At 73.4% G+C, this 13,891-nt stretch carries 10 protein-coding genes; 6 read left to right on the top strand and 4 right to left on the bottom strand.

Annotated elements, in window-relative coordinates; translation table 11 throughout:
* Positions 1–93 precede the first annotated feature (93 nt).
* Positions 94–378 carry an antitoxin gene (locus tag ACFVGS_RS26180; RefSeq protein WP_384415269.1) on the bottom strand — a complete coding sequence of 95 codons (285 nt, stop codon included), beginning with the start codon at positions 376–378 and terminating at the stop codon, positions 94–96.
* A 41-nt stretch (positions 379–419) separates the two neighbouring features.
* Positions 420–728, bottom strand: a complete 309-nt coding sequence (locus ACFVGS_RS26175; protein WP_385693867.1) for a hypothetical protein — start codon at positions 726–728, stop codon at positions 420–422.
* Positions 729–841: 113 nt separating this feature from the next.
* Between ACFVGS_RS26175 and miaA the strand changes: the two genes are divergently transcribed.
* The 6 genes from miaA to hflX all read left to right on the top strand — a co-directional run bounded on the left by miaA (position 842) and on the right by hflX (position 10,957).
* Entirely contained in the window at positions 842–1,780 is a 939-nt protein-coding gene (gene miaA / locus ACFVGS_RS26170; protein WP_385693865.1) for a tRNA (adenosine(37)-N6)-dimethylallyltransferase MiaA, read from the top strand.
* Positions 1,781–1,888: 108 nt separating this feature from the next.
* The gene (locus ACFVGS_RS26165; protein ID WP_384415278.1) at positions 1,889–2,353 is read left to right on the top strand and encodes a hypothetical protein; all 465 of its coding nucleotides are present in this window, start codon (positions 1,889–1,891) and stop codon (positions 2,351–2,353) included.
* Between the two features lie 1,691 nt (positions 2,354–4,044).
* Positions 4,045–4,905 carry a diaminopimelate epimerase gene (dapF, locus tag ACFVGS_RS26160; protein ID WP_385693869.1) on the top strand — a complete coding sequence of 287 codons (861 nt, stop codon included), beginning with the start codon at positions 4,045–4,047 and terminating at the stop codon, positions 4,903–4,905.
* A gap of 487 nt (positions 4,906–5,392) precedes the next feature.
* Positions 5,393–7,549, top strand: a complete 2,157-nt coding sequence (locus tag ACFVGS_RS26155; protein ID WP_384415262.1) for a RelA/SpoT family protein — start codon at positions 5,393–5,395, stop codon at positions 7,547–7,549.
* A gap of 368 nt (positions 7,550–7,917) precedes the next feature.
* Complete coding sequence (locus ACFVGS_RS26150) at positions 7,918–9,342, top strand: M1 family metallopeptidase (protein ID WP_384415259.1); 1,425 nt, start codon at positions 7,918–7,920, stop codon at positions 9,340–9,342.
* Positions 9,343–9,463: 121 nt separating this feature from the next.
* Positions 9,464–10,957 (top strand): GTPase HflX, encoded by a 1,494-nt coding sequence (gene hflX / locus ACFVGS_RS26145; protein WP_384415255.1) that lies wholly within the window; start codon positions 9,464–9,466, stop codon positions 10,955–10,957.
* Between the two features lie 179 nt (positions 10,958–11,136).
* Here the strand turns inward: hflX and ACFVGS_RS26140 are convergent, their stop codons facing one another.
* Entirely contained in the window at positions 11,137–12,321 is a 1,185-nt protein-coding gene (locus ACFVGS_RS26140) for a trypsin-like serine peptidase (RefSeq protein ID WP_384415252.1), read from the bottom strand.
* Positions 12,322–12,511: 190 nt separating this feature from the next.
* A complete protein-coding gene (locus tag ACFVGS_RS26135; RefSeq protein WP_384415249.1) occupies positions 12,512–13,687 on the bottom strand; it encodes a trypsin-like serine peptidase in 1,176 nt (391 codons plus the stop codon).
* Positions 13,688–13,891 lie beyond the last annotated feature (204 nt).

The raw sequence follows: 13,891 nt of genomic DNA, 5'->3' as shown, positions 1-13,891 counted from the left end.
GAGGAGCCCGCGCACCCACCCCCCCGCGGGCCGCGCCGCGGTGGCGCGCGCCCGCGCGGCCGTCCGCCGTTGCGTCGAGGGGGGTGTCCCGGGTCAGGCGGCCGGCGGCGGGGGCGGACCGGCGGGGCCGGAGGGGCCTCCGGGGCCTGCGGGGCCGGCCGGGCCCTCGTCCTTGTGGGCGAGGCGGTCGATGGCGTGCTTCGCCTTCCCGGTGCCGGACTCGATCTTGTCGCTGTACTTGCCCTTGGTCTTCTCGTCGACCTTCCTGGCGGCCTTCTCCAGGCCGTGCTCGACCTTTCCCCCGTGCTCCTGGGCGAGGTGGGAGACCTTGTCCCTGGCCGGGGCGAGCTTGGCCTTCAGTGAATCCAGGAGACCCATGGGGTCACCGTCCCTCCGCGTTCCTCGTGCCTTCTCAGGGCCTACTTGCGGGCGCCCTCGCCGGCTTCGTTGTCCGCGGCCTCCTCGGCGGACTGCTGCTTCGGGATCTCGACGGACTCGACGGACTCGACGGACCCGGAAGGCTCGGCGGAGTTCGCGGCAGTCGCATCCGTCACCGGGTCCGCGGCCTCCTCGGCGGCCTCGGACGCCTCCGGCGTCCCTGAGCCGGCAGGCTTCTCGGTCACGTCCTCCGCCACGTCCTCCGCCGCGTCCTCCGCTACGGTCGTCGCCTCGGAGACCTCTTCGACCTCTTCCTTGCTCTTACGACGAAACAGCGCGAAAACGCCCATATCTGCTCCCTAGCGTACTCAGGGTCCTCATTCCGCAACAGGCAACGAAGCCGGATGAGAGCCGTCACGTAGCTCATTCGGGGACGCGGCGGGAGGTTTGCGAGACTGGGGCGGTGAGAAGTGCAGCTCCCGCCCCGCGGGTCATCGCCGTCGTCGGTCCCACAGCGGCCGGAAAGTCCGATCTGGGTGTGTTCCTCGCCCAGCAGCTCGGCGGCGAGGTCGTCAACGCCGATTCGATGCAGCTCTACCGAGGGATGGACATCGGCACCGCCAAACTGACGATGGAGGAGCGCGGCGGTGTCCCGCACCACCTCCTCGACATCTGGGACGTGACCGAGGCCGCGAGCGTCGCCGAGTACCAGCGCCTCGCCCGCGCCGAGATCGACTGGCTCCTCGCCGAGGGCCGCACCCCGATCCTGGTCGGCGGTTCCGGGCTGTACGTACGGGGCGCCCTGGACGTCATGGAGTTCCCCGGCACCGATCCCGAGCTCCGGGCCCGCCTGGAGGCCGAGCTGGAGGAGCGCGGCTCCGGCGTGCTGCACGCCCGGCTCGCCGCCGCCGACCCGGAGGCCGCGCGGGCGATCCTGCCCAGCAACGGCCGGCGCATCGTCCGCGCCCTGGAGGTCATCGAGATCACCGGCAAGCCGTTCACGGCCAACCTCCCGGGGCACGACTCCGTCTACGACACCGTGCAGATCGGCGTCGACGTCGCCCGCCCCGAGCTCGACGAGCGCATCGCCACCCGTGTGGACCGCATGTGGGAGGCCGGTCTCGTCGACGAGGTCCGCGCCCTGGAGGCGCGCGGCCTGCGCGAGGGGCGCACGGCCGCCCGCGCGCTCGGCTACCAGCAGGTGCTCGCGGCGCTCGCGGGGGAGTGCACCGAGGACGAGGCCCGCGCCGAGACGATCCGCGCCACCAAGCGCTTCGCGCGCCGCCAGGACTCCTGGTTCCGGCGCGATCCCCGGGTGCACTGGCTCAGCGGCGCCGCCGAGGACCGCGGGGAACTCCCGGGGCGGGCGCTGGCGTTGGTCGAACGAGCGGTTACAGCCTGATCACGTGATGGCATCGGGACGTCATGCCCGTCATTCCGGGGGTGTGCGGCGTGCCATCATCGAGCATCGATCGACCAAGTGGAGTCCGAGTTGGGAGGGCGCGTGGCGATGGAGGCCGGCCCTCGCGACACCGAGCAGCAGGCCGCCGTCCGGGGTGAAGTCCCCGGTGAGGCGCCCGGACTGACGCCGGACGGCCCGGACGAGGCCGAGGGCAGCGCCGTCGAGGTGGACGCGGCGGAAGTCGAGGTGGAACTGCGCCCGCAGCGCCGCCTGAGGATCTGGCAGCTCGCCCCGATCGTCGCGCTCGCCGCCGTCGGCTCCCTGATGTTCGCCTTCCCGCTCGCCTTCGGCTCGGGCGACGGCGGCGCCGTCGTCGCCATGCTGGGCCTGCTGATCAGCTGCTGCGCGGCCGGCTGGGGCATGATGGCCGCCCGCCGGGTCGGCTACACCTGGCCGGGCCTGCCGGTCCGCGGCTCCGGAGAACGCCCGAACTGGCGCGCCCTCGCGCTGTACGTGACCTTCAGCGCCGTCCTGGTAGCCCTGGCAGTCTGGCGCGTCGCCCGCCTCCGCTGAGCCCATCCGCGGGCCCCGCCCACCGAGCGCCGGGCCCCGCATCGACCGCGGGGCCGCTCACCGAGGGCCGTAGGGCCCTGATCCCGGGGCCGCTCACCGAGGGCCGTGGACCCCGCCCTGACGCGGGGCGCAGACCTGGCTGCAGGCGTCCATCCCCGGGCCCCGCCCTGATCCCGGGGCGGCTCACCGAGCGCCGGGCGCCCTGATCCCGGGCCGCGCACCGAGGGCCGTGGATCCCGCCTTGACGCGGGGCGCAGACCTGGCTGCAGGCGTTCACCTCCAGGTCCCGCCCTGATCCCGGGGCGGCTCACCGAGGGCCGTGGATCCCGCCTTGACGCGGGGCGCAGACCTGGCTGGAGGCGTCCACCCCCGGGCCCCGCCCTGATCCTGGGGCCGCTCACCGAGGGCCGTGGACCCCGCCTGAACCGGGGGCGCAGACCTGGGCGCAGGTGTCCACCCCCGGGCCGCCCCGCAGCGACCGCAGGGGCCGCTTACCGAGCGCCGCAGGCCCCCGCCCTGATCCTGGGGCCGCTCACCGAGGGCCGTAGACCTCGCCCTGACCCGGGGGCGCAGACCTGGCCGTAGGCGTCCATCCCCGGGCCGCGCATCGGCCGCGGGTCGCGCACCGGGCCATGGGCCCGCCCGATCCCAGAGGCCGCAGATCTGGCCGCAGGCCCCATACCCGGGTCGCGCATCGATCGCGGGGCACGCCCCGGGCCGTAAGGCCCGCCGCGACTCGGAGGGGTCGCGGACCTCCCGCGGGCTCCGCACCGACCCCGGGGGCCGCAGACCCGAACGCCGCTGCTCTGGCCGCAGGCCAATACTCGGCTCAGTTCGACCGCAGGCCGCTCACCGAGCGCCGTGGGCCCGCACCGACCCGGGGGCGCAGCTCTGGCCGCAGGCCAGCCACGCCCGGGCCCTGCACCCACCACGGGACGCGCACCCTGCTGGGGGCCTGCACGGACCCCGGGGGCGGGAGAGCGGCTGCGTGCCCCGCACCGGCCCCGAGGCCGGAGACCTGGCCCACAGGCCGGTCGGCGCGCCCGTACCGGGCCGAGGGCCACGCACGGGCCGTGTCCTTACGCACCGGCTGCAGGAGCCGGGCAGCTGGAGGCTGCCTAGCCTGGAGCGACCCCTGCACCAGTCGTTTGCCCCTGCGCCCCGGCCGAGCACCCGCACCTGCTGTGGGCGGGGTACCGGACCGCGACATCGGTCCGACCGCGTAGCCGTACTGGCCGCATGCCTAGGTAGCCGGGCCGCGTCCCCGGTTACCGGCGCGCAGCGGGCCGCGCGCCCCGCAGCGGCCGCACCCCTGCACCCCGGCAGTGCGAGCTCCCGTGCCGACCGCGGGCCGCGCACCGGTTCCCACGCTCGAAGCCGGCCGTCGGTCGTCGCGCCCCCGTCCGCATGCCCGCACCTGGCCGGGCGCCCCGACCCGCCGCAGGGCCAGACCGGGCCGCGGGCCCGCATCCGCCTCAGACCCGCAGAGCTGGCCGCAGGCCCGCCGCACCGGCCGGGCCGCGTAACCCGGCCGCAGGTCCCGCGCGCCGGCCCCCGGCCCGTAGCCGGCGGCAGGCCCCCCGGTCGACAGAGCCCGCCCCGTGCGCGCGGGCCCGCCCGTACCGCTCTCTGGACTGCGGCGACCCTTGTCGGGACCGCCCCGTACAGTTGATCGCGTGAGCAACGCGCAGATGACCTCGCCCCTCGTCTTCCTCAAGGGACACGGCACCGAGAACGACTTCGTGATCCTCCCGGACCCGGAGAACGCCGTCGACCTGCCTCCGGCCGTCGTCGCACGGCTCTGCGACCGGCGCGCGGGTATCGGCGGCGACGGCGTGCTGCACGTCGTGCGCAGCGCCGCCCACCCCGAGGCGAAGCAGCTGGCCGACGAGGCCGAGTGGTTCATGGACTACCGCAACGCGGACGGCTCCGTCGCCGAGATGTGCGGCAACGGCGTCCGGGTCTTCGCGCGCTACCTCCAGCACGCCGGACACGTCACCGCCGGCGAGGTCGCCGTCGCGACCCGCGGCGGGATCAAGCGCGTCCACCTCGACAAGGACGGCTCCGTCACCGTCCGCATGGGCAAGGCCGTGCTCCCCGAGGCCGGCGTCACGGTGAGCGTCGACGGCCGCAGCTGGCCCGCCCGCAACGTCAACATGGGCAATCCGCACGCGGTCGCCTTCGTCGAGTCCCTCGACCACGCGGGCAACCTCTACGACGAGCCGCCGTACGAGCCGGCCGCCGTCTACCCCGACGGCGTCAACATCGAGTTCGTGGTCGACCGCGGTCCGCGCCACGTGGCCATGCGGGTCCACGAGCGCGGCGCCGCCGAGACCCGCTCCTGCGGCACCGGCGCCTGCGCCGTCGCCGTCGCCACCGCCCGCCGTGACGGCGCCGACCCGGCCGCGTCCGGCATGCCCGTGACGTACACCGTCGACGTCCTCGGCGGGACCCTCGTGATCACCGAGCACCCCGACGGCGAGATCGAGATGACCGGTCCCGCGGTGATCGTCGCCGAGGGCACCGTCGAGCCGTCCTGGCTCGACGCCTAGCGTTCGGAACCCCGTCCGACGCCTAGCGTTCGGAACCTGCCGTCCGACCCCTAGCGTTCGGAACCTGCCGTCCGACGCCTGGCGGCCGGAGCTTGCCGTCCGAAGCCCGCGTCCGGTGCTTGCTGTCTGACGCCTGCCGTCTGACGCACAGCCTCTGACGCATGCCGTCCGATGCACGGCGTCCGACGCACGCGCCTGCCGTCCGACGCCTGCCGTCCGACGCCTGCCGTCCGACGCACGGCGTCCGACACACGCCCCCGCACGCCCCCCGCCCGCCGTCTCGCTCCCCCCGTCCGCCGCGCGACGCGTGCCCCGGACGCCCCCGAATCGAAACCGTCAACGACCGATTCGTCCCTCGAATGGGTGATCCCGTTCACGCTCGGCGAGAGCGGGACTGCGCCACGTGGTGGGGTCGGTAGCATCAAGCACCGGCCCACCGGGCACGCCTGCCCGGCCCACCGCCGGTCGACGCCGCCGGAGGTTGCCCATGAGCGCAGAGGCCACCAACCCCGTGAGCGACGCCGAGGCCGCCGGCCCGGACGCTCCCGGCCGCAGACGCGGCCGTCCCAGGATCGATCTGCGCAGGCTCGGGCGGGCCGCCCTGCTCGGCGCGACCGCCGGGCCCGCCGCCCGCCACCGGCTGCCCGACGCCATCGGACACGTCGCCGAGGCCCACCGCGCCCACCACCCCGACGCCGACCTGGCCGTGCTGCGCCGCGCGTACGTGCTTGCCGAGTCCTCCCACCGCGGCCAGTTCCGCAAGAGCGGCGAGCCGTACATCACCCACCCGCTCGCCGTCACCCTGATCCTCGCCGAACTCGGGGCCGAGACCACCACGTTGACCGCCGCCCTGCTCCACGACACCGTCGAGGACACCGACGTGACGCTCGACCAGGTGCGCCGCGAGTTCGGCGACGAGGTCGCGTACCTCGTCGACGGCGTCACCAAGCTGGAGAAGGTCGACTACGGCGCCGCGGCCGAGCCCGAGACCTTCCGCAAGATGCTCGTCGCCACCGGCAACGACGTCCGGGTCATGTCGATCAAACTCGCCGACCGGCTGCACAACATGCGCACCCTCGGCGTGATGCGCCCCGAGAAACAGGCCCGCATCGCCAAGGTCACCCGCGACGTCCTCATCCCGCTCGCCGAGCGCCTCGGCGTCCAGGCGCTCAAGACCGAGCTGGAGGACCTGGTCTTCGCCATCCTCCATCCCGAGGAGTACGAGGCCACCCGCGCCCTCATCGCGGGCAACGCCGGCGCGGGCGACGCCCTCGGCGCCATCGCCGAGCAGGTGTCCGCCGTCCTGCGCGAGGCGGACATCGGAGCCGAAGTCCTCGTCCGGCCCCGGCACTTCGTCTCGGTGCACCGCGTCCGCCTCAAGCGGGGCGAACTGCGCGGCAGCGACTTCGGGCGGCTCCTCGTCCTGGTCGGCGAGGACGCCGACTGCTACGCCGTCCTCGGCGAACTCCACACCTGCTTCACGCCGGTGATGTCCGAGTTCAAGGACTTCATCGCCGCACCCAAGTTCAACCTCTACCAGTCGCTGCACACCGCCGTCGCCGCCCCCGACGGCGCCGTCGCCGAGGTCCTCATCCGCACCCACCGGATGCACAAGGTCGCCGAGGCCGGCGTGGTCGCCCTCGGCAACCCGTACGCGGCGAGCCCCGACGCCACCGACGGCGCCGAGGACGGCGAGCGCGTCGACCCGACCCGCCCCGGCTGGCTGTCCCGGCTCCTCGACTGGCAGGAGTCCACACCCGACCCCGACACCTTCTGGACCTCCCTGCGCGCCGACCTCGCCCAGGACCGCGAGATCACCGTCTTCCGCGCGGACGGCGGCCTCCCCGGCATGATCAGCCTGCCCGCCGGTGCCACCTGCGTTGACGCCGCCTACGCCGAGCACGGCGAGGCCGCCCACGGCTGTCTCGGCGCCCGCGTCAACGGCCGGCTCGCGCCGCTGAGCACCGTCCTCCACGACGGCGACACCGTGCAGCTGCTGCTCGCCCAGGACGCCGCCTCCGGGCCCTCGCCGCAGTGGCTCGACCACGCCCGTACGCCCGCCGCGCGGATCGCCATCACCGGCTGGCTCCAGACCCATCCCGAGGCCGCCAAGGTCCCCGCCGCGGCCCCCCGCCCGCCCGCGAGCGTCACCGCCGACCGGCGCTCCGGCACCCGGCTGCGCGCCGAGCTCCCCGACGCGGCGGCGGGCGCCACTCCTCCGGCCGTCCGCCCGGCGGGCTGTTGCACGCCCGTACCGCCCGACGAGATCACAGGCTTCGTCGTACGCGGCGGCTCCGTCACCGTCCACCGCACGGGCTGCGCCTCCGCCGACACCATGAGGAGGCACGGCCGGGCCCCGGTCACCGTCCACTGGGGCGACACCGCCGAATGCCGCGTCACCCTCGTCGCCGAGTCCTTCGGCCGGCCGAGGCTGCTCGCCGACCTCACCGAGGCCATCGCCGGTGAAGGGGCCGCCGTCGTCTCCGCCACCGTCGAACCGCCGAGCGAGCAGCGGGTCCGCCACACGTACACCCTCCAACTCCCGGACGCCGCCGGGCTGCCCGCCCTGATGAGGGCCATGCGGGACGTGCCCGGGGTGTACGACGTGAGCCGCGCCCGTCACCCCGCGTCACCCGGGCTCTGACCGACCGCCGCGCGGCGACCGGAGGAGCCGCCAGGTCCCGATCCCGGCCCCCGCGCGGGTCCGGCGCCGGCCTGGGCCTGACCCCTTCGAGTGGCGGGCGCGCGCGCCGCCCGGGGGAGCGGCCCGGGCCCTGGTAGCGGTAGCCCATGCCGCTCCCCTCCCGCGCCTCCCGATCCGCCACCGAGCCCCCCGCCGGGCCCGCCGCCGACAACGCCACCGAGGCCCGCAGGCCCGGCGAACCGGCCCTCCACGCCTCCCGTGATCCGGCTTCCGGAGCCTCCCGCCTCCCGGCTTCCCCCGATTCCCCGGCCTCCCGGGCAACCCGTAAACCGTCTCCACGCGCGCGTGGCCTGCGTTCCGCCGTCCTCGTGGCCCTCTCCGCCGGACTCGTCGCCGCCGCCCTGCCCGCTCCCGCTCCGCTCGGCATCGGCGACCCGCTCTTCCCCCACCTGGGCAATCCCGGCTACGACGTCCTGACGTACGACATCGGCCTCACCTACACGGGCCGCAACACCGAACCGCTCGCCGGCGTCACCCGCATCCAGGTCCTCGCCGCCGACGACCTGCCGCGGATCAACCTCGACTTCACCCACGGCACCGTCTCCGCCGTCACCGTCGAGGGCGAACCGGCCGAGTGGGCGAGCAGCGGCGAGGACCTGGTGATCACCCCCGCCCGCCCGGTCGGGCGCGGCGAGGCGGTCGAGATCACCGTCACCCACACCAGCGACCCGCGGGGCCTCGCCGGCCCCGGCGGCTGGGTCCGCACCGGCGACGGCCTCGCCATGGCCAACCAGGCCGACGCCGCCCACCGGGTCTTCCCCTCCAACGACCACCCTTCCGACAAGGCGTTCTTCACCTTCCGGATCACCGCGCCCGACCGCTTCACCGCCGTCGCCAACGGCCTCTCCGAGAGCCGGCAGCGCCGCGAGGACGGCACCACCACCTGGACCTACCGCACGGCCCACCCCATGGCCACCGAGCTGGCCCAGGTGTCCATCGGCGAGTCGACCGTCGTCCGCCGCGAGGGCCCGCACGGCCTGCCCGTTCGCGACGTGGTCCGCACCGCCGACCGGGAGCTGCTCGAACCCTGGCTGCGGCGCACGCCCGGCCACCTGGAGTGGATGGAGAGCCGGGTCGGCCCGTACCCCTTCGAGAACTACGGCGTCCTGATCGCCGACGCCGACACCGGCTTCGAGCTGGAGACCCAGACCCTCTCGCTCTTCGAGCGCGGCCTTTTCACCGAGCCGGGCTACCCCACGTGGTACGTCGACTCGATCATGGTCCACGAGCTCGCCCACCAGTGGTTCGGCGACAGCGTCTCGCCGCGCACCTGGTCCGACCTGTGGCTCAACGAGGGGCACGCCACCTGGTACGAGGCGACGTACGCGGAGGGGCACGGCGGGCCCACCCTGGAGCGCCGCATGAAGGCCGCGTACGCCGCCTCCGACCAGTGGCGCAGGGACGGCGGCCCGCCGGCCGCCCCGAAGCCGCCGAAGCCCGGGGAGAAGATCAGCCTCTTCCGGCCCGTCGTCTACGACGGCAGCGCCCTGGCGCTCTACGCGCTGCGCCACGAGATCGGCACCGAGGCCTTCGACCGGCTGGAGCGCCGCTGGGTCGCCGAGCACCAGGACGGCACCGCCACGACCGACGACTTCACGGCCCTGGCCGCCGAGGTGTCCGGGCGTGACCTCACCCGCTTCTTCGCCGACTGGCTGTACGGGCCGACGACCCCGCCCATGCCCGGGCACCCGGACTGGCGCAGCCGGGCGCCGAAGGCCGGGAAACCGGGGTGACGGGCGCGGCCGGGCCGTGTCACCATCGTCAGGTCGGCGGCGCGGCCGGGCGGCGGGAATTCTTCCCGGGCGTCACGCGTTGTGACTGCCGTAACGGATTTCTCTTCGACGTAAGGATCAAATGACCTCCTCTTCATCCCCTTCCCAGGACAAGCAGAGCTTCGCGGAGACCAGCCGCACCGAGAGCCTTCGGGCCGATGCCCTGATGGAAGAGGACGTCGCCTGGAGCCACGAGATCGACGGAGAGCGGGACGGCGACCAGTTCGACCGCTCCGAGCGTGCGGCCCTGCGCCGTGTCGCGGGCCTCTCCACCGAGCTCGAGGACGTCACCGAGGTCGAGTACCGCCAGCTGCGCCTGGAGCGCGTCGTGCTGGTCGGTGTGTGGACCTCGGGGACGGTGCAGGACGCGGAGAACTCCCTCGCGGAGCTCGCGGCCCTCGCCGAGACGGCGGGTGCCCTCGTGCTCGACGGCGTGATCCAGCGCCGCGACAAGCCGGACCCGGCGACCTTCATCGGCTCGGGCAAGGCGCAGGAGCTGCGGGACATCGTCCTGGAGACCGGCGCCGACACCGTCGTCTGCGACGGTGAGCTCAGCCCCGGCCAGCTGATCGCCCTCGAGGACGTCGTCAAGGTGAAGGTGGTCGACCGGACCGCCCTCATCCTCGACATCTTCGCCCAGCACGCCAAGTCCCGAGAGGGCAAGGCGCAGGTCGCCCTGGCGCAGATGCAGTACATGCTGCCGCGCCTGCGCGGCTGGGGTCAGTCGCTGTCCCGTCAGATGGGTGGCGGCGGCGGTGGCGGCATGGCCACCCGTGGTCCCGGTGAGACCAAGATCGAGACCGACCGGCGTCGCATTCGCGAGAAGATGGCGAAGATGCGCCGGGAGATCGCCGAGATGAAGACCGGCCGCGACATCAAGCGGCAGGAGCGGCGCCGCAACAAGGTGCCGTCGGTCGCCATCGCCGGGTACACCAACGCCGGCAAGTCGTCCCTGCTCAACCGCCTCACCGGCGCGGGCGTGCTGGTGGAGAACGCGCTGTTCGCCACCCTCGACCCGACCGTGCGGCGGGCGGAGACGCCCACCGGCCGGGTCTACACCCTGGCGGACACCGTCGGATTCGTCCGGCACCTGCCCCACCACCTGGTCGAGGCGTTCCGCTCCACGATGGAGGAGGTCGGCGACTCCGATCTCATCCTGCACGTGGTCGACGGCTCGCACCCGGCTCCGGAGGAGCAGCTGGCGGCGGTGCGTGAGGTGATCCGCGAGGTCGGTGCGGTCGACGTGCCGGAGATCGTCGTGATCAACAAGGCGGACGCGGCGGACCCGCTGGTGCTCCAGCGGCTGCTGCGGATCGAGAAGCGCTCCATCGCCGTCTCCGCCCGCTCGGGCGCGGGCATCGAGGAGCTGCTCGGCCTGATCGACACCGAGCTGCCGCGGCCGAGTGTCGAGCTCGAGGTCCTCGTGCCGTACACGCAGGGCGGGCTCGTCTCGCGGGTGCACGCCGAGGGCGAGGTGATCTCCGAGGAGCATACCGCGGAGGGCACGCTGCTCAAGGCGCGGGTGCACGAGGAACTGGCGGCGCTCCTCGCGCCGTACGTTCCGGCCGCGCACTGACGCGAGGGACGCCGTCCTCAAGACGCCGTCCTCAAGACGACGTCTTCAGGGCGGCGTCCGCACGGCGACGTTGGTGACGTCCTTCCGGTGACGCCCTGCGAGGCGAAGCCTCAGAACGAAGGTGCCGGCCGCCTCCCGTGAGGGAGACGGCCGGCGCCTTCGTCGTGTCTACGCCCGGGTCAGGCGAACTTCTTGCTGATCATCTCGTGGGCCGCCTTCGCGCCCCTGCCCAGCTGCGGTCCGGCCAGCCAGCCGTTGCTGCCGGCCGGGCCGATCGAGGTGTTCGACACCAGCGCCGTCTTGCCGTTCGGCAGCACGCGGAACCAGCCGCCGCCCGACGAACCGGCGGTCATGGTGCAGCCGATCCGGTACATGACCGGAGTCGCCGGGGCCGTGCTCAGCCGGGTGGCGCGGTCCAGGCACTTGTGCATGATCACGCCGTTGTACGGCGCGGCTCCCGGGTAGCCCCAGGCACCGACCGTGCCGGCCTGCGCCGGCTGCGGGGCGGAGAAGTCGACCGGCAGGGCCACGCCCACCGTCTCCTCCAGGGACTTGCGGCCCTTCTGCGGCTGGACGTGCAGCACGGCGTAGTCGTACGGCCAGGCCTGGTTGGTGCCGCCGCCCTGGATCCACTCGCCGGAGGTCACGGCCCAGTCGGCCCAGTACTGGCCGTAGGGGTAGACCTCGTGCGGCTGCGCGTTGCGCAGCGCACCGGGCGTCTTGCCCTTGTCGTTGAAGGCGGGCGCGAACATGATGTTGCGGTACCAGCCGCCGCGCTTGCCCGCGTGCACGCAGTGCCCGGCGGTCCACACCAGGTTGGACTTCCCGGGGTGGCGCGGGTCCTTCACGATCGTGCCGGAGCAGGCCATGTGGCCCTCGGGCGCGTCGAAGAAGATCTTGCCGACCGGAGCCGCGTTGCGGTGGTACGGGGTCTTCTCGCGCTGCGCGGTCACCGGCCGCGGCGTGGGGTCGCTGCCCCCGCTGGTCGCCTGCGTCGCGATGGTCTGGTCGGGGCTCTTCGCGGACTGCATCCGCTCGGTGTCCCAGAGACCGTCGATCACCGGGTTGACGAAGTCCTCGGCCTCACGGAGCCAGGTGGCCTGGTCCCAGTTCTTCCACTCGCCGTTCTTCCACTTGTCGACGTCGACGCCGTGCTTCTTCAGCTTGTCGGCGAAGCCCTTCGACAGGTCGGAGACGTCGGTGCCGGAGCCGCCGTCGGCGGGGCTCGCGGTGGCGGTGGCGGTGGTGCCGGCGGGCTTGTCCGCCGACTGGTCCTCCGTGGGGCCGCAGGCGGTGGCGGTCAGCGCGAGAGCGAGCGCCGCCGCCACGCCGGACACGGCGGGCAGGAGTCGTATGGAACGCATGAAGTGGTGTCCCCCTGGGGTGTTCGCACGTCCTCCGGACGGCCGGCCGGTGGCGGCCGCCACCGATGGCCTTGCCATGGACGCGTCACTTGCAAGTGCACAGTATGCACGGCCCGTTCGGGCGGGACCGCACGGGTCCCGCCCGAACCGCCGAAGCGAACTGTCGATTCGCCTGCTTCTGGTTCGCGAACTACTGGTTCGCGTACTTCTTGCTCACGCCCTCGTAGAGGGACTTCGCCTCGGCGCCGAGCCGCGGACCGGCCAGCCAGCCCGCCGTCACCGGGCCGATCGAGGTGTTCGACACCAGCGCCGGCTTGCCGTCCTGGCCGGTGGCCACCCAGCCGCCGCCCGACGAACCGCCGGTCATGGTGCAGCCGATCCGGTACATCGTCGGCTGGTCGGCCTTCACCGAGAGACGGCCCGGCTTGTCCGTGCACTGGAACATCTTCTGGCCGTCGAACGGCTTGCCCGCCGGGTAACCGGTCGCCGTCATGCTTGCGATCTTCGGCACCGCCGGGGCGTTGAACTCGACCGGGAGCGCCGAACCGACCGTCTCCTCCAGGGACTTGCCCGTGGAGCCCTTCTCCGGCGTCACGTGCAGCACCGCGAAGTCGTACGGGGCGCCCTTGCCGCCCGTCTGACCGCCCTGGTCGATCCACTGCTGAGAGGTCTGCGCCCAGTCGCTCCACCACACGCCGTACGGAGCGATCTCCTCGCGGGTCGCGTTCTCCAGGGCGGCGGTCGGCCGGCCCTTGTCGTTGTAGGACGGCACGAAGGCGATGTTGCGGTACCAGCCGCCCTTCTTGCCCGCGTGCACACAGTGCCCGGCCGTCCAGACCATGTTGGACTTGCCCGGGTGCGCGGGGTCCTGCACGACCGTCGCCGAGCAGACCATCGAGCCCTCGGGACCGTCGAAGAAGACCTTGCCGGACGCCGGCGAGGTCGAGTGGTACGGCGGCTGCACGGCCTTCGCGGCCACCGCGGCCGGCGTCGGGTCGGTCACGCCCTTGTCACCCGAGATGTCCTCCTCCTCGACCGGCTTGTCGGGGCGCTCGGCGTCCCGCATCCGGTCCGGGTCCCAGAGGTCCTCGATGATCGGGTTGACGAAGTCCTTCGCCTCACGCAGCCACTTGTCCCGGTCCCAGTTCTTCCACTCGCCGTTCCGCCACTTGTCGACGTCGATCCCGTGCTCCTTCAGACGGTCCTTCAGGTCGTCCGGAATCGTGATCTTGTCGCCGGTCGACGGCGTCGCGGCGCTGGGCTTGTCACCCCCCGCGTTGTCCTCGGTCGGACCGCAGGCAGTCGCCGTCAGCGTCAGCGCCGCGACGGCGGACGCTGCGGCCAGCAGCGGACGAATCGATCGCATCTCGTGATCCCCCTGGGACTACGTCAACTTGTGCATCAGTGAACAGCAGTGACATGGACACCCACGCCACATGAAGCCCCCACTATGCCGGTGCCGGAGGGGACGGTACGACGCAGGTCCGCGGTTCCGGCCCCCGACCAGCCGTTGCCGTGCCGTGATCCGGGACACGCCAAGGAACTTGGCTCCCGCCCGTGATCCCCGGCA

Source organism: Streptomyces sp. NPDC127114 (assembly GCF_042677525.1).
GTDB lineage: Bacteria > Actinomycetota > Actinomycetes > Streptomycetales > Streptomycetaceae > Streptomyces.
Note: the sequence above shows the minus strand (reverse complement) of the source record. Positions and strands in the feature narration are given on the sequence as shown.

Coding starts and splice junctions, on each gene's coding strand:
- ACFVGS_RS26180 (WP_384415269.1), bottom strand. CDS start 378: ATGGGTCTCCTGGATTCACTGAAGGCCAAGCTCGCCCCGGCCAGGGAC.
- ACFVGS_RS26175 (WP_385693867.1), bottom strand. CDS start 728: ATGGGCGTTTTCGCGCTGTTTCGTCGTAAGAGCAAGGAAGAGGTCGAA.
- ACFVGS_RS26165 (WP_384415278.1), top strand. CDS start 1,889: ATGGAGGCCGGCCCTCGCGACACCGAGCAGCAGGCCGCCGTCCGGGGT.
- dapF (WP_385693869.1), top strand. CDS start 4,045: ATGACCTCGCCCCTCGTCTTCCTCAAGGGACACGGCACCGAGAACGAC.
- ACFVGS_RS26155 (WP_384415262.1), top strand. CDS start 5,393: ATGAGCGCAGAGGCCACCAACCCCGTGAGCGACGCCGAGGCCGCCGGC.
- hflX (WP_384415255.1), top strand. CDS start 9,464: ATGACCTCCTCTTCATCCCCTTCCCAGGACAAGCAGAGCTTCGCGGAG.
- ACFVGS_RS26140 (WP_384415252.1), bottom strand. CDS start 12,321: ATGCGTTCCATACGACTCCTGCCCGCCGTGTCCGGCGTGGCGGCGGCG.
- ACFVGS_RS26135 (WP_384415249.1), bottom strand. CDS start 13,687: ATGCGATCGATTCGTCCGCTGCTGGCCGCAGCGTCCGCCGTCGCGGCG.